Here is a 15,047-nt window from a genome sequence, read left to right as displayed (position 1 = left end):
GCACCAAACTGCGCGGCACCCGGAGACGTCCGGTGCGTGGGGCGGCCCGGTGTGGGCCCGGCCCTCTGGCGGCGGGCGGGACCGTCACGTCCGCTCGGCGGCGGGTGAAGTGGTCTCGCACTTGTAAACCGCCGCCTGTGTGCTCTGGCGAACGCCTGTCGTTCTCACAGCGACTCACACGGACTCACAGCCGCTGACACACCGCAGGGTCTTATCGCTTCTGACCTGCGCGCTTGTCAGTTTTGCTCTGACGGCCGGTGTTCCGAGTTGAGATGATCTAGTCGCCGGTCGTTCATCCGCGGCGCTTCATTGGGGTAGCAGCGTTCCAGTGATCGGTTCGTCACCCCGCTCAGGTGGGTGCCGTCAGCGCAGCCTGGACAAGGTCGCGGCGCCCGCACCGAGGATCCGGTGCGGGCGCCGCGCGATTGTCGTGCTGCGAGGGCCTCAGGCGGCGGCTGCCGCCTGAGTCGCGTCCTGACGGGCAGGGCGGCGGCTGGCAGCGCGCAGTCTGCTGCGTCGTTCAGCCTGGACGGCGAGGGCCTCGGCGGCCTGCGGGGATGCCGTCCCGGTGAGCAGGCCCGAGGCGAGGGCTTCGGCGATGCGGGTGTCGATGCGACCCAGGCGCATCCTCAGGGCATCGGTGCTTAGGCCCCGCAACGCGGCGATCGGCTCGATCGCCCGTCGACCGAGCCGCACGTCGATGTAGGACTGCTCGTCGTCGGCGTCGAGGATGCCGAGCCGTACGGCACGGTTGATCAGCACGTCGGGATGTCCGTAGGGGATCTGCGGGGTGCGCGGCCCGATGACGTGCTCGACGTCCTCGACCGGGATGACCTCCGCCGCCTGCTGGCGCAGCTTGAACCCGGCGCGCCAACCCGCACGACACAGCCCGGCGTACGGGGCGGGACGGGCGAGATCCACGTGATCGCGTAGTGCTACCAGGAACCCGGAGAGGACCTCCGCCTCGATGTCGTCGGGGTCGCCGGGGTAGCCGTTGCACAGCTGCCGGGTGTAGCGGCGCAGCGCCGGCAGGGCCATGCCGACCGCGCCGATGACCCACTGTGGCCCGTCCAGGCGGGCCCGGCGGATCATCTCGACCCACACCGCGTCGCGTGCCTCGAAGGACGTGCGATGCGCCAGCAGCCAGTCGCGCACCGCCAGCACCGTCATCACACCCGCCGGTAGGCCGAGGTCCGGGCCGAGCTGGTCGAGGTCGATCGACAAAGGCTCGGGATCGCAGGTCAACGCCGTGAAAGCCACCTCGGCGGCGTTCAGCGGGGACTGCGGCCACTGCGTTGAAGTCGTGCTCATGATTGCCACTCCTCGAAGTCGAGGTCGGTGTCGTCGCCGATCTGGGCGACGTCTGAGCAACCGATTACGCCATGCGTCGCTCACAGACGCTCACAGCGCAGGTCAGCGCGCCTTTCCCGCTGTCAGAGGTGCTCCTCACCCCGGTGAGGGTGGCTGCGCCTCGGTGCCGCCTTCGGTGGGGGCGTCCGTCGTCGGGCGAGCCGCTGACCAGGGCTGTGAGCGATGATCCAACCCACACATACTCGGGGTCGCCGCGTTCGTCACTGCGGCCAGCCACACCCACTCACAGCCGCTCACAGGGACTCACAGCGGCCAGCCACGCCCGCTCACAGCGGCTCACAGCGGCTCACAGCGGCTCACAGCGACCAGCCGCGCTCGCTCACAGCCGCTCGCAAGGGCCAGTCGCGCCGGCTCACAGCCGCTCACAAGGGCCAGCCATGCCCCTCACGGCGGCGCACAACCGCTCGCAGTGGCCTACCGAGGGATGTACGCGACGAATGCCTCGACCCGTCGTCGCGCCGCGTCCGGGCGCCGGCCGATCGGCGTCGGGGCGGGTCCCCCCAACCCTGTCCGGCATGGACGTGAGCGTGGCCAAAGTGACATGACGACCGCGCGCTGGGCGCGCCAACGTAGCCGTCGTCCGGGCACCGCCGACGTGTCCGGCACCCCCTTGCCACCGTGACAATGTCAACGATCGGCTTCGATGCCTTGGACAAAATGGCAACGCTCGCGGACAACAGGTTGCCGCGGCGGCGCGGCCACGGTCAGCGGTGACACCGCCGCTTGGGAAGCGGTCATCCTGGCATTGAGGTTTGTCGTTGACATTTTGTCCGCGGGTGCTCGTGAGCAGGCTGTTGACATCGGTCACGAACGCGCAGGGCGGGCAATGGCGTGGTACCTGACGTGGTCGCGGCCATGCCGTCGCCAGCCGGCGGTGACGCCGGTTGTGACACTGCGGCGCGTCGGCCCCGGCCACTTTGTCCGACAGGACCCGGTCGACTTGAGGGCTGTCACCACGGGTCGCATCAGCGCGCTGCGGACAGTTTGTCATCGCCTCATGTCCATCGCCGGCAGTCGATGCTCAGGCGCGCGCCGCGGTGCGCTTGTGCTGTCGTGTGCCTCGCTGCCGAGTCCACCGATCACGGGGCTTCTCTTCGGTCAGCGGAGAGGTATCCACCGACCGCTGTCCTTTCTCAGTGAAGGTGCTCCGGTCGCAGCGCGTTGACCTGGGCGGATCAGTTTGATTGAGAAAACGGCTGGCCGGGTTTTCTCAGTTGATCTGCTCCGGGTTCGCGTTTGGGGCCGGTTTTCTCAGTCTTTCTGCTCCTGGGAACGCCTTCGTTGCGGATCTTGCTGGTGATGTAGTGGCTGACCGAGCCGTAGGACAGTTCGGCGCCGTGTTCGTCGACGAGGCGTTCCCAGATCGCCCAGCGCCGCCGTGTTGTGAGCGGCTGTGAGTTTGACAGGCGTTCGCCAGAGCACACAGGCGCGGGTTTACAAGTGTCAGCGCACTGCATGCGCGGCGTGGAGCCGACACCACATGAGCGAGCACACGCCGCAGCACCACCAGCACCCTATCCACCCCGTCGACCCGCGCGTGGTCGACCCGACCCTGATCGATGTGGTCGCCGGCGACCCGCCGGTGCCAGTCACCGTGTGGCGCACCGCCCACGGCCCGGCCGACGCCGGGCGTAGCCTCGGCGCCCGCCTGACCTACCGGCTCGTCGCCGCCTACACCCGCCCCGGTGAGGTCGTGGTCGACCTCACCGCCGATCACGCCCTGAGCGCCGTGTGCGCCGCGGGCGGCCGGCGGCACCACCCGGGCTGGTTCACCGACGCGTCCAGCCTGATCATCGGACCAGCCACCCCGCCGGCGCGAACCGATCCCGCCGATCCCGCCGCTGCCGACGACCGCGACGGCGACGAGGGCGACGGCCTTCCGGACATGACCGCCTGGTTCGGTGACGACCTCACCGACGGGCATCCGCCCGCCGAGCGCACCATCGCAGCAGCAGGTCTCACCTCTCTCGGTGAGGCGACGAGCCTGGTCGTGGCCTGCTGGCCGCTGGACGCCGATGGCACCACCAACCGGGTCCGGCTGGCGTGGCTGCTGAGCGCGTGTGCGCGGCTGCTGCGCCCCGGCGGCTGCCTCGTCCTGGTCGTCACCGTCCCCAGCGCCGCAGCCGGTGGCCCGGAGGACTTCAGCCCGGTGGCCACCGCCGCCGCGCAGGTGGGCCTGGGCTACCTGCAGCACATCGTCGCCGTCGGTGCCGACACCGATGGTGACGCGTTCGTCTACCACGTCACCGACGAGGAACTGCTCACCCTGACCCATCCGCAGTGGGTGGCGCACGTGCGGGTCCACGCGGACTTGCTGGTGTTCTCACCCGTCCACAAGGCGCGCGAGCAGCGCCGCGACGGCGGTGAGAGCCGTGGCTGAGCACACCGCTTCTCCCGCCGAGTCGCAGGAGCCGACCCAGGACTCCAGTCTGAGCGACAGCGCTCAGCGCCAGCCCGCGCAGCCGGAAGGGCTCTCGGTGTGGGCGACCGCCCAGCGCACCGGGCCGGTGCAGCGCCGCGGCCGGTACGTGCCCGAGTCGGTCAAGCACCCGGCCCGGATGCTCCCGGCGATCGCCGCCCACGCGGTGCACGCCTACACCCAGCCTGGGGACCTTGTCCTCGACCCGATGTGTGGGATCGGCACCACCCTCGTCGAGGCCATCCACGCCGGCCGCGACGCGATCGGCGTGGAGTACGAGCCGCGCTGGTCCAACATCGCCGACGCCAACATCACCCACGCTCACCAGCACGGCGCGACCGGCCGGGCGTCGGTGGTGCGCGGCGACGCCACCCGCCTGTCCGCGCTCCTGCCCGCCGCCTTGGCCGGGCAGGTCGCGTTGGTGGTCACCTCGCCGCCGTACGGGCCGACCGTGCACGGCCTGGTCCGACCCGGCGAGGACGGGGTCGCGAAGTTCGACAACGCCTACAACGACGGCGCCGACCGCGGGAACCTCGCCTACCGCGACCTCACCGGCCTTACCGACGGGTTCGAGCAGATCCTGCGCGGCTGCGCGGGCCTGCTGCGACCCGGCGGCACCGTCGTGGTCACCGCCCGACCGTGGCGCAAGCACCGGCAACTGGTCGACCTGCCCAGCGCCGTGATCGCCGCCGGCGTCCGCGCCGGCCTGATACCCACCGAACGATGCGTCGCGCTGCTCGCGGCGGTCCGCGACGGGCAGCTCGTCGCCCGGCCATCGTTCTTCCAGCTCCGCGCCGTGCGCAAGGCCCGCGCCGGCGGCACCCCACTGCACCTGATCACGCACGAGGACGTGCTGATCTTCCGTCGGCCGGCCGGCGACCCGGGTTCCCCAATCCTGAACACCGCTGAGGGCGGGGTGATCGCGTGAGCGCACCCGCCCACAGGTACCTGAGCCTCGGTGCCGGGGTCCAGAGCTCCACCGTCCTGCTGCTGGCCGCCCGCGGTGACATCCCCACCTTCGACGCGGCGATCTTTGCGAACACGGGCTGGGAGCCCATCGCGGTCTACGCCCATCTGCGCCGGCTGGAGCAGCTGGCCGCCGCATCGGGGATGCCAGTCGTGCGGGTCGCGGCGGGTGACATTCGCCGCGACGCCCTCGACCCGGCCCACCGCTTCGCCTCGATGCCACTGTTCACCCTGGGACCCAACGGCGAGCGGGGTATGGCGCGCCGGCAGTGCACCGGCGAGTACAAGATCAAACCGATCAAGGTGGAGGTGCGGCGCCGCCTTGGCTATCCGCACCCCACCCGGGTCCCCGCCGGTGTGGTCGCCGAGATGGCGATCGGGATCAGCCTCGACGAGATCGGCCGGGCCCGCGACGCCGACGTCGCCTACATGCGCAACACGTTCCCGCTGCTCGACCTCGGTTGGCGCCGCCAGGACTGCCTCGCCTACCTCACCGCGCACGGGCTCGGGGACACCCCTCGAAGCGCGTGCGTGGGTTGTCCGTTTCGCACCGACGCGGAGTGGGTGCGGCTGCGCCGCGATGATCCGACCGGGTGGGACGACGCGGTGGCGTTCGACGCCGCGATCCGCCACGGGTCCGCACGGGCCAACGCCGCCGGGCAGCCCCTGCGGGGCCAGTTCTTCCTGCACCGCCAGCGCATCCCTCTCAACCAGGTCACCCTGCGTCCCCGCGCGGACGCGCAAGCGGACGCACCGGGGTGTGGGCCGTGGACCTGTCCCCACCCGGACACCGTCACCGAACCGACGCCCGAGTCATCGGCTACGTCGGGGCGGGAGGTGCGCCATTGACCAGCACCTCCCACCCCGAATCGGATCGCTGTGCACCGGCTACGGCGGCCTCGACATGGCCGTCGAACTGGTGCTCGGCGGCCAACTCACCTGGTACGCCGAAACCGACCGGCACGCCGCAGCCGTCTGCGCCCACCACTGGCCCGACGTGCCGAACCTCGGCGACATCCGCACTGTCGACTGGAGCAGCGTCGCACCCGTCGACATTCTCACCGCCGGATTCCCTTGCCAGGACATCAGTAATGCCGGCAAGCGAGCCGGCATCACCGGAGCGCATTCCAGCCTGTGGAGCGCTGTCGCCGACGCCGTTCGCGCGCTTCGACCGCCGATCGTCTTCGTGGAAAACGTCGCCGCGCTCCTCCGACGAGGCTTCGACGTCGTCGAAGCCGACCTGGCCACGCTCGGGTACGACACGAGCTGGACGTGCCTACGCGCATCCGACGTCGGCGCCGCGCACCGCCGCGACCGGCTGTTTCTGCTGGCCACACCCCGAGAGCTATGGGCTGGGGGTGCGGACGTTGCCGACTCCGTGCGCCCGTGACGGCAAGGGCCCCGGGCACCAGTACGGTCTGCCCGACCTGATCGAACCGTCCGGATCCACCCATGGCCTGCTGCCCACGCCCACCACGGTGGCGTACGGGTCGAACAAGTCCCCATCCGCGGGAGCGGCTCGCCGGCCCAGCCTGGCCGGCATCGCCGGGCAGCTTCTGCCCACTCCCACGGTGGCCGACAGCCGCTCCTCGGCCAACGTCACCGCCAGCCGCGTCACCCCGATCGATCACCAGGGCCGGACGCTGACCGACGCCACCCGGCTGCTGCCCACCCCCCGCGCCAGCGACACCGGCACCCCCGGACGCAAGGCCGGGGCCGGGTTCCGGCCCCCGCTGTCGCAGGTACTGCTACCCACCCCGAGGGCCACCGACGGCGCGAAAGGCTGTCCAGGGCAGCGCGGCTCGCACGGCGATCTCACCCTGCCGTCGGCGGCGGTACGGGTGCCCACCCGCACCCTGCCCACTCCCCGCGCGTCCGACGGGCGCGGCCCCGGACGCCACGGCGACGGGGGCGCGGACCTGCGCACCACCGTCGCCGGTCTCGGTCACCTCGACGAGGGCCGGTGGGGCTCCTACGCCGCCGCCGTCGCCCGCTGGGAGCTGTTGCTCGGCCGCCCCGCGCCAGGGCCCACCCAGGCCGGGCAGCACGGCAAGCCCGTGCTCGCCCCACCGTTCGTGGAATGGCTGATGGGCCTCAACGCCGGTCACGTCACCGATCCGGCGCTGGGCCTGCCGCGCACCCTCGCGCTGCGGGTGCTCGGCAACGGCGTCGTCCCCCAGCAGGCGGCAGCCGCGCTGCGGCTACTGCTGTGCCCGCACCGCTGGCAGGTGCCCTCATGACCGAAGAGCGAATCCGTGCGGCCGAGGGCCTGCGCCGCTACGAGTACCACCAGGACGGGCCGGTCACCCTCTACCTCGGCGACACCCGACGGGTGCTCACCGCGATGCCCGACGCGTCTGTGGACTGCGTCGTCACCTCACCCCCGTTCTGGGGCCTACGCGACTACGGCACCGGCCGCTGGAGCGGCGGCAACCCCGCCTGCCCGCACGACGCCCGGCGGCGGGTCGACGGCGCCACCTGCCGGCGATGCTCTGCCCGATGGTCCGATCCGCAGTACGGACTCGAACCCACCTTCGATGGATACGTCGATCGACTGGTCGACGTATTCGCTCAGGTGCGGCGGGTGCTCACCCCGACCGGGACGTGCTGGCTCAACCTCGGCGACAGCTACAGCACCGCCTCCGGCGGCGCACCCCAAGCAGGCTGGCCGCAACCCGGAGGGCGGCGCCCGCCACGCCCCCGCGCGCAGGACAACCTCGCGCCGAAGAACCTCCTCGGCGTGCCCTGGCGGGTCGCGTTCGCGCTGCAAGCCGACGGCTGGTGGCTGCGTAACGCGATCATCTGGTCCAAGACCAATCCGATGCCTGAGTCCGTCCGTGACCGCCTGTCCACCACCTACGAACTGCTGTTTCTGCTCGCCCCGTCACCCACCTACTTCTTCGACCTTGACCCCATCCGGATACCTCTGATCCATCCGAAGGCAGCCGACGGATCCCGAGTCATCGGTGGCGCCCGCAAGGGCGCCACCGGCGGGATCGGGGCGACCGCCCGCCGCCGAGGCGCCACCGCCTACGGCAGCAAGTACACCGCCACCGACACCACCGAGCCGCGCGCCGCGGCGGGCAACCTCAAACCGCTCGGACACGCCCACACCGCCGCGCACCAGAAGGGTCGCAACCCCGGGGACGTGTGGCGTATCGCCACCCGCCCCTACCGCGGCTCCCACGTCGCCCCTTTCCCCATCGACCTGCCACTACGGGCGATCGCCGCCGGCTGCCCGACCGGCGGCGTGGTCCTCGACCCGTTCTCCGGCGCCGCCAGCACCGGCCTGGCCGCGATGCACCTCGGCCGGCGCTACCTCGGCATCGACATCGCCGAGCAGTTCCACCGCGAGGCCATCACCCGCCTCCGCCCGTACCTGGCGAAGGACACGACGTGAGCCTGCGCCTGGTGCCGGTCACGCTTGCCCAGGCCGGCCAGTTCATTACCGACTGGCATCGCCACCACCGCCCGCCCCGAGGACACAAATTCTCGATCGGCATCGCCCAGGACGACGTTCTCGTCGGGGTGGCGGTGGTCGGCCGGCCCGTCGCACGGATGCTCGACGACGGCCACACCCTTGAGGTCACCCGCGTCGCCGTCGCCGACACCATGCCGAACGGCTGCAGCATGCTCTACGGCGCCGCCTGGAGAGCCGCGAAAGCCCTCGGCTACCGCCGGCTGGTCACCTACACCCAGCAGGGCGAGTCCGGAGCCAGCCTGCGGGCGGCCGGGTGGCGCATCGTCGCCGCCCGGCCGCCCACACCCGGCTGGTCCCGCGCTGCCCGACCCCGCAGCGACCACGGCGTCGACCACATCGCCCGCCTCCGCTGGCAACCGCAGCCCTGACCCTGCCACCGGCCGCCCCGGCGCCACCTGCGGGTGGGCGCCCGTCGAGTTTCGACGAGGCGCCCACCCGCTGCTGCCACACGCACCCCACCTCCACCATCGAAGGAACATCCGTTGTCACCCTTGATCTCTGCCATCTCCACTCATCACCCGCTGACGCGGCGTGCTCTCGCCGCGGTAGCGGCGATCGTCGCGTTCGTCGCCACGATCGTTACCGCGAACCTGCTGACCGCCCGCTACGGTCTGGTGCCCGTGGGTTTCGGTCTCACCGCGACCGCCGGTACCGCCAGCGCCGGACTGACGCTGCTGCTGCGCGACGCGGTCCACCAGATCGCCGGCCGCATCGTCACGCTGCTGTGCATCGCCGCCGGAGCGGCTCTGTGCGCGGGGCTCGCCTCCGCCCGACTTGCGCTGGCCTCAGCCTGCGCGTTCCTCATCTCGGAAATGACGGACCTGCTGGTCTACGAGCGGCTGCGCGCCCACAGAGGCTGGATGTGGGCCGCGCTCGCCTCGAACTGCATCGGCGCTCCCGTCGACTCCGCGCTGTTCCTCGCCCTCGCCGGACTGCCGATATGGGCCGCGATGCCCGGACAGGTCTGGGTCAAGACCGTCGCCTGCGCCATCAGCCTCGCCGCCGTCGCCGTCTCTCGTGCGCTACTACGCCACCGCCTCCGGCCCCCGTGTCCGTGAGGCCATCCGCGCCGGCCACCTCGCGATGATCGCCACCCCCGCCTCGGGAAACATCATCCCCGCAGGCGTGGATTGGTGCGCCGACAACGGATGCTTCAACCCTGACCGCTATCCCGGGGACGCCGCGTACCTGCGGTGGCTGTCCCGACGGGCCGACCGCGCCAACCGGTGCGCGTTCGCGACCGCACCCGATGTCGTCGCAGACGCTACCGCCACGCTGCGCCGCAGCGAACCGATGCTTGGCGAGATTCGCGCGGCCGGCTACCCGGCCGCGCTCGTCGCCCAGGACGGACTCGAGGCATTCGCGGTGCCCTGGCACGCCATCGACGCCTTGTTCATCGGCGGTAGCACCGCCTGGAAACTCGGCCCTGATGCCGCGCATCTAGCCGGGCAGGCCCGCCGTCGTGGCTTGTGGGTGCACATGGGCCGAGTCAACAGCTTGCGGCGCCTACGCCACGCCACCGCTATCGGCTGCCACTCCGCCGACGGCACCCACCTCGCCTTCGGCCCCGACCAGAACCTGCCGAAACTCCTGGGCTGGCTGCAGACCGTGAACGACCCATAACCAAGCCTGCCGCACCGCAGGCCGGTGTCCAGCGCAAGAGGCACTTCGCCGCAGCGGCTGCGGCCCGCTCCCGCCACCGGCTGCCACTCGGCTGACGGCACACAACTCAGCTCTGCCCCACCACCAACTGCCGCGACCCCGGTCCCTGCCCGAGCAGCCCCACCAACTCGGTGACACCTGCCTCGAGGGATAGGCCCACCACCCCACGCGGGCCTACCGCACATCCGCCTGGCCACCGCAGCCACCCGATCCCGGTTGGCAGTCAACGTCACCCCACGTCCTTGAAAGGACCCATCCCATGACCACGCCCAACCACAACATCACCGACCGCCGCAGCCCGGAAGATGGACAATCCGACAGCGCTGTCTGGACCGTCGAACGGATCCACGAACTCGGGCTGATCACCGACATCGCCACCGCTGCGGAAATCTTCGGCCTGTCCCGCGCGAGCGCCTATGACCTCGCCAAACGCGACCTGTTTCCGGTCGCGGTGCTGCGCTTCGGCAGCCGCTACCGCGTACCGGTCGCGGCGATCCTGCACGCCCTGCACCTACCCACGGGCGACGAGCAACCGCCCGACCCGCCCGCGACGGCAGCGACTTGACCGGCCGCCGAAGGCACGCGTCGATCACCCCGTACGAAAATCCGCAGCCACCGGCTGCCCCACAACCCCGAGGAGCCACCGCACCATGGCGCAAGGATCCATCTACAAAATCTGCAGCTGCCGCGACCCCAACGGCACAAAACTCGGCACACGATGCCCACAGCTACGCCGCGCCGGCGGCGCCTGGAACTCCCACCACGGCAAGTGGGGATACCAACTCGAACTACCGAAGAGGCCCGACGGGACCCGCCGTGCCCCGCTACGCCGTCACACCTTCGACGGCCGCGACGACGCCGCCCGAGACCAGGGGCAGGCCATAGCGTTGCTGGCGCTCGCCGGCGACGACGCCGCCCTCGCGACCGAGATCGCCGACCTCCTGCAGCAGGTCAAAGCCCGAGCGCCGATGCCCGACCGCGACACCATCGCCAAGCGAGTCAACGCCGGACTTCCCACCAGCGTCGACATGACCGTCGGCGAATACCTGAAACAGTGGCTGGAATCGCGGCGCAACATCGAGCCCAGCACGAGACGCGCCTACGATTGTCAGATCCGAGTGCACCTCATCCCGCACCTCGGCGACATCCCCCTGGTGAAGCTGAGGGTCGAACACATCTCCGCCATGTTCACCGCGATCACCGACCGCAACACCGCCATCGACATGGCCAAGCAAAGCGAGGACCCGCAGATCCGCGCCACCGTCCGCGGGATACGGGCCACGGGCCCTGCGACCATGCAGCGCATCCGCGCCGTCCTACGCAAGGCACTCAACGACGCGATGGCACGCTCCAACAACCGGCTCATCGACTTCAACCCCGCCAAACACGTCGAACTGCCTTCGGCAAAGCAACCCAAACCCCGCGTCTGGACGGACAAAGCCGTAGCACGGTGGCGCGAGACCGGGGAGAAACCCGGCCCCGTCATGGTGTGGACACCCGACCAGGCTGGGGTCTTCCTCGACTACGCCCAAGATCACGACATCGCCCTCTACCCGGTGTTCGTGGGCATCATGCACCGCGGAATGCGCCGAGGCGAGGCACTCGGCCTACGCGACACCACCGTCGACCTGGACGACGCGTTGGTAACCGTCGACCTGCAGCGCACCACCGTCGGCTACGAAGTGGTCGACAAGAAAGTCAAGTCCGAGTCCGGTAACCGCGCGTTCGCGCTGGACAGCTTCACCAACGCCGCGTGGCGCGCCTACCTCGCCCGCCGCGCCCGCTGGCGGCTCGCCTGCGGCAGCACATGGCCGGACACCGGATTCTTCTTCGTCCAACCCAACGGCGACAAGTGGCACCCGGACGCCGTCAGCAAACGCTTCGAAAGCCTCGTACGCGACGCCGGCCTGCCACCGGTCCGACTGCACGACCTGCGGCACTGCGCCGCGACCTACCTGAAAGCCTCCGGCGCCGACCTCACCGACGTCAAGGAACTACTCGGGCACTCCACCATCACGATCACCAGCGACACCTACACCTCGGTCATCGTGGAGCTACAAGTCGAACGGGACAAAGCCGAGGCCGCCGCCGCGCTTGTTCCCCGCCGCCCACGTCCACGCCCACGGGCGGCCTGACCGCCACGACCACCGAAACAGGACACCCCGAACCGTGACACGATCCCCGCACCTCGCACGGCGGCAACCGCTCCACCGAACCACGCCGCCAGCTGGGTTCAGACCACGGCGAGCACCGGATGCGGCCGACCACCGTAGGTCGGCCGCATCCGGGTCGCCACGTTCGCGGGAAGCTTGGCCATGCCGACCGCCAACCCACGATGACCCGCCTCATCCGGTGCAGCCCACGGGATCAGCCCAGGGCCGCCCTGGGTCTCGGCTGGTCAGACCGACACTGCCCAGCCGGCCACGCATCCTGCGCCGGCGCGGCGAGCACCAGCAGCCCGCACTTGATCATCCGTATTTTCGTCAGGTTCGGCGACACGCACGGTGGGATCGACGTTCACACGGCTGGCAGACAGCGACTTTTAGCGCTGATTCGCCGCGACTCTACGCCGGGCTGAAATCCACGGCCATCGACGTGACGTCTGGCTATACACGCAGGTCAGACAAGGTTTTTTGGGTGGGCCGCCGGGGGCTCGAACCCCGAACCTACTGATTAAAAGTCAGCAGCTCTACCGATTGAGCTAGCGGCCCGCCGCGCCATAAGGCTACCCGAGGTTCCGTCGGGTAGCCGCGCGACTATCCCTGGACGTGCTCCCGCCCTCGTGAAGGCATGGCTCGCCGTGGCTCAGAGGGTGCCCTCGCGTGGGCGGGCTTCTCCCGGTTTGCTCGGCCCGCGGATGTTTCACGCGCCTGGTTGATGACTTTAGGCGTCGAGCCACGCTGCTTGCGTAACGTGGGGGGACGGCCTAGCCGTCCGTCGGCTGGGGTGATCACTCCTGCGGGAGGATCTTTAGGTCTGCGGTCATGCGGGCAGCGACGTCGGCGTCGAGTTGCGGTCCGTGGGCGAAGGTCCAGGCGCCTCGGCGGAGGTTAGTGACCGTCTGGCTGAGGGCGCGCCGGGCGTAGACGACGCTCTCGCCGCTGCAGAGCACGGCGTCGCCCTGCGCTGTGGTGTGGCTGTTGCTCACGGCTTCACCGAGCAGCGTCAGGCAGTTGCTGGCGTCGTCGAGGACTCCGACGGCTTCCCATTTGTCGTGGTGCCCGTGCGTGAGTCGGTCGTGGTTGAGGCTGACACACCGCACGGCTTGGGCGAGCGACGCGATGAGTCGGCCGGTGGCCGCAATGCTGAGCACCGCGGGGGAAGCGTTGGTGACCTCGCGTTCCTGCGCGTCGTTCGCGTGCTTGATGTGGGTTACGAGGTCGGCGATGTCGATGGCCGAAAGGTGTGACCGTACGAAGGTTTCTTCACGGATTCCGAGGGTCGCGGCGTTGGTGGTGACAAGTTCGGCGAGGACGTTCTGCGCGGTGCTCGCAGAGATGTCGAGGCCGTGACGTTGACCCTCGTCGCGCAGCCGGTCGACCGTCTGCTGGAATTTGGTCATTCGACGCACGCGTCCTCCTCAGGTGGTGCCTCACCCGCAGGCTAGTCGGTTGTCGTGTGGGGAGCCAGGAGCCCGTCCACGCGGCCATCGACGATCCAGAACAGACACGCTGGCGTCTAGGCGGGAACCGCTGGGTGGCCCTGTTTTGTCGAGAGTCCATCGGTGTTATTTCTCGGTTTGGATCAGGCGGATGGTGATGTCGGCGCCGGAGCGTCCTGCGGTGGCGACCCGGTGCGAGAGCCGGTTGAGGAAGTCGCGGAAGGTGCGGCACCCGTAGTTGCCCTGGTCGAATGATGGGTCTAGCACCAGCATCTTGTTCTTGACGGTGCCGGCGGTTGGGGTGTCAGTACCGATCTGCTCGAACGCGCGCACGAGCAGGGCCTCGGCGTCGGTGATGTCGAAGGCGGCGGTGACCGCGGGCCGGGCGGCCGGCTCGACCTCGGCGACGATGGTGCCCCAGAACTTGTACTCCGAGCAGACCGACACCAGGCGCTGGCTGGCGGTGGCCTGGGTGCCGACACCGACGACGTGCTTGCCGAACTCGCGGAGCCGGTGCACCAGCGGGGAGTAGTCGCTGTCACCGGTCACCAGGACGAACACGTCGACGTCGGGGTGGGTGATGAGGACTTCCATCGCGTCGACGGCCATCCGGATGTCGGCGGCGTTCTTGCCCGCGATGCCGTGGTGGGCGATCTGGACCAGGTCGACGCCGTTGTTGGCCAGGGCCGGCTGATACCGGCCGAACCCGGAGTTCGCCCAGTCGGCGTAGGCCTTGCGGATCGAGGCGTTGCCGTAGAAGCCGCGGCACAGGTGCGTTAGCGCCTTGGCCGGGATCGGCTCGCTCTGCCCGGGAAGACCCTTGCCGGCGCCGCACACGAGGTTCTCGAAGTCGATGAACACCGCCACGCGCGTCTCGGGTGAATACCGAGGAAACGGCTGCGAGCGCATCCACCGGCTCAGCGTTGCGCGAGTGCTGTTCTCCTTATCCATGTTCACGCCTTCCTCTCTGGGGCCTCATCCGATTGCCTGAGCCCGCCGCCGCTCTTGTCAGTCATACCGAGCCAGCCCGGCAGCTACCACATGTCGCCACTGTTCAGTGTGCTTTCGTACTGGGGGCGCCTGCGAATCGGCGGCAGGCGGCGGGTGCCGGACTGCGGTGGGGTGGAGGCGGTTCGCGCGTGATCCTGTTCGGTGCTTCAACCAATCGAAACCACCCGCCGCTTACCCGTTCGCGTGCGCCCACGGCTCATCGGCCGCTGGTTCAGAACGGCCACTAGGCAGGCGGTCGCTGGCAAACCGTGCCTGTGCGGCACGATGTCGAAGCCGCCCGGCTCGGCCGGGTAGTGCGTGGCGCCGGTGCGGGGCGTGCACGGTGACCAGGCCTCCGCTGGGGCCGAACAGATCGCTCACGTGGCGCCGGTCAGCGGCACCGGTGAGGTCGAGGATCCGCTGCGGACACCCACCCGGCCGATCTGATCGGTCAACGTCCGGGTGAGCGTCGTGCGCGCGGCTTCCTGCCACTGATGCCCCCGGGGGTCGCGCCGGCGTGGTTGTCGGGGACGGCGGGGGCGTGGGGTTCGGTCATG

At 70.0% G+C, this 15,047-nt stretch carries 14 protein-coding genes and 1 tRNA gene; 11 read left to right on the top strand and 4 right to left on the bottom strand.

Features of this window, described 5'->3' with window-relative positions:
• Window positions 1-444: 444 nt before the first annotated feature.
• Complete coding sequence (locus AB0H28_RS14435; protein ID WP_358038913.1) at window positions 445-1,311, bottom strand: hypothetical protein; 867 nt, start codon at window positions 1,309-1,311, stop codon at window positions 445-447.
• Window positions 1,312-2,851: 1,540 nt separating this feature from the next.
• On the opposite strand from AB0H28_RS14435, the gene AB0H28_RS14430 reads away from it, so the two are divergent.
• The 11 genes from AB0H28_RS14430 to AB0H28_RS14380 all read left to right on the top strand — a co-directional run bounded on the left by AB0H28_RS14430 (window position 2,852) and on the right by AB0H28_RS14380 (window position 12,034).
• On the top strand, window positions 2,852-3,751 hold the full coding sequence (locus AB0H28_RS14430; RefSeq protein ID WP_358038910.1) for a hypothetical protein: 900 nt from the start codon (window positions 2,852-2,854) through the stop codon (window positions 3,749-3,751).
• Window positions 3,752-3,800: 49 nt separating this feature from the next.
• Complete coding sequence (locus tag AB0H28_RS14425; protein WP_358039049.1) at window positions 3,801-4,718, top strand: DNA methyltransferase; 918 nt, start codon at window positions 3,801-3,803, stop codon at window positions 4,716-4,718.
• Window positions 4,715-5,605 carry a hypothetical protein gene (locus tag AB0H28_RS14420; RefSeq protein WP_358038907.1) on the top strand — a complete coding sequence of 297 codons (891 nt, stop codon included), beginning with the start codon at window positions 4,715-4,717 and terminating at the stop codon, window positions 5,603-5,605. The genes AB0H28_RS14425 and AB0H28_RS14420 overlap by 4 nt, the downstream gene beginning before the upstream one ends.
• Window positions 5,601-6,146, top strand: coding sequence for a DNA (cytosine-5-)-methyltransferase (gene dcm, locus AB0H28_RS14415; RefSeq protein ID WP_358039046.1), 546 nt, complete (start codon window positions 5,601-5,603; stop codon window positions 6,144-6,146). The genes AB0H28_RS14420 and dcm overlap by 5 nt, the downstream gene beginning before the upstream one ends.
• On the top strand, window positions 6,124-6,996 hold the full coding sequence (locus tag AB0H28_RS14410; RefSeq protein ID WP_358038903.1) for a hypothetical protein: 873 nt from the start codon (window positions 6,124-6,126) through the stop codon (window positions 6,994-6,996). The genes dcm and AB0H28_RS14410 overlap by 23 nt, the downstream gene beginning before the upstream one ends.
• Complete coding sequence (locus tag AB0H28_RS14405; RefSeq protein ID WP_358038900.1) at window positions 6,993-8,156, top strand: site-specific DNA-methyltransferase; 1,164 nt, start codon at window positions 6,993-6,995, stop codon at window positions 8,154-8,156. Before AB0H28_RS14410 ends, AB0H28_RS14405 begins: the two co-directional genes overlap by 4 nt.
• Window positions 8,153-8,605 carry an XF1762 family protein gene (locus AB0H28_RS14400; protein WP_358038897.1) on the top strand — a complete coding sequence of 151 codons (453 nt, stop codon included), beginning with the start codon at window positions 8,153-8,155 and terminating at the stop codon, window positions 8,603-8,605. The genes AB0H28_RS14405 and AB0H28_RS14400 overlap by 4 nt, the downstream gene beginning before the upstream one ends.
• A gap of 114 nt (window positions 8,606-8,719) precedes the next feature.
• Entirely contained in the window at window positions 8,720-9,295 is a 576-nt protein-coding gene (locus AB0H28_RS14395; protein WP_358038893.1) for a VUT family protein, read from the top strand.
• The gene (locus AB0H28_RS14390; RefSeq protein ID WP_358038890.1) at window positions 9,255-9,860 is read left to right on the top strand and encodes a hypothetical protein; all 606 of its coding nucleotides are present in this window, start codon (window positions 9,255-9,257) and stop codon (window positions 9,858-9,860) included. Before AB0H28_RS14395 ends, AB0H28_RS14390 begins: the two co-directional genes overlap by 41 nt.
• Window positions 9,861-10,158: 298 nt before the next feature.
• On the top strand, window positions 10,159-10,464 hold the full coding sequence (locus tag AB0H28_RS14385; protein ID WP_358038887.1) for a helix-turn-helix domain-containing protein: 306 nt from the start codon (window positions 10,159-10,161) through the stop codon (window positions 10,462-10,464).
• An 85-nt stretch (window positions 10,465-10,549) separates the two neighbouring features.
• The gene (locus AB0H28_RS14380) at window positions 10,550-12,034 is read left to right on the top strand and encodes a site-specific integrase (protein ID WP_358038884.1); all 1,485 of its coding nucleotides are present in this window, start codon (window positions 10,550-10,552) and stop codon (window positions 12,032-12,034) included.
• A 503-nt stretch (window positions 12,035-12,537) separates the two neighbouring features.
• On the opposite strand, the gene AB0H28_RS14375 is transcribed toward AB0H28_RS14380, so the two are convergent.
• The 3 genes from AB0H28_RS14375 to AB0H28_RS14365 form a co-directional block, all read right to left on the bottom strand.
• Window positions 12,538-12,610 (bottom strand) — tRNA-Lys (locus AB0H28_RS14375).
• A gap of 239 nt (window positions 12,611-12,849) precedes the next feature.
• Window positions 12,850-13,461: a hypothetical protein gene (locus AB0H28_RS14370; RefSeq protein ID WP_358038881.1), complete on the bottom strand. Its 612-nt coding sequence runs from the start codon at window positions 13,459-13,461 to the stop codon at window positions 12,850-12,852.
• A gap of 165 nt (window positions 13,462-13,626) precedes the next feature.
• Entirely contained in the window at window positions 13,627-14,367 is a 741-nt protein-coding gene (locus AB0H28_RS14365; protein WP_358038879.1) for an NYN domain-containing protein, read from the bottom strand.
• Window positions 14,368-15,047: the final 680 nt, after the last annotated feature.

It is taken from the genome of Micromonospora sp. NPDC050980, assembly GCF_040653835.1.
In the GTDB taxonomy this organism is placed as follows: domain Bacteria; phylum Actinomycetota; class Actinomycetes; order Mycobacteriales; family Micromonosporaceae; genus Micromonospora.
The sequence above is the reverse complement of the archived record's forward strand: the minus strand, read 5'-3'. Positions and strand labels throughout refer to the sequence as shown.